General features: G+C 46.5%; 1 protein-coding gene. It reads right to left on the bottom strand.

The window, feature by feature from the left end:
- A partial coding sequence (locus ON062_RS13675; RefSeq protein WP_274647694.1) for an RNase H-like domain-containing protein occupies positions 1-257 on the bottom strand: 257 nt, incomplete at its 3' end.
- Positions 258-316: the final 59 nt, after the last annotated feature.

Genomic DNA, 316 nt, shown 5'->3' with positions numbered 1-316 from the left:
TTCTGGGTGAAGACATACTGTAGGCTCTTGTGGTCTGTGAATACATCCACATGAGCTCCATACAGATAGTGGCGCCATAGCTTGAGAGCAAACACCACCGCTGCCAACTCCAAGTCATGTGTGGGATAATTCTTCTCATGTGCCTTAAGCTGTCTAGAAGCATAGGCAATAACTTTACCTCTCTGCATCAGAACACATCCCAATCCCACTCTGGAAGCATCACAATAGATAACAAATCCATCGGTCCCATCAGGCAAAGTCAACACTGGAGCAGTAGTCAACCTCGTCTTCAGCTCTTGAAAACTCCTCTCACACT

It is taken from the genome of Microbacterium sp. C7(2022), from assembly GCF_028823665.1.
Lineage (GTDB): Bacteria > Actinomycetota > Actinomycetes > Actinomycetales > Microbacteriaceae > Microbacterium.
This window is presented reverse-complemented; position numbering and strand designations above follow the sequence as displayed.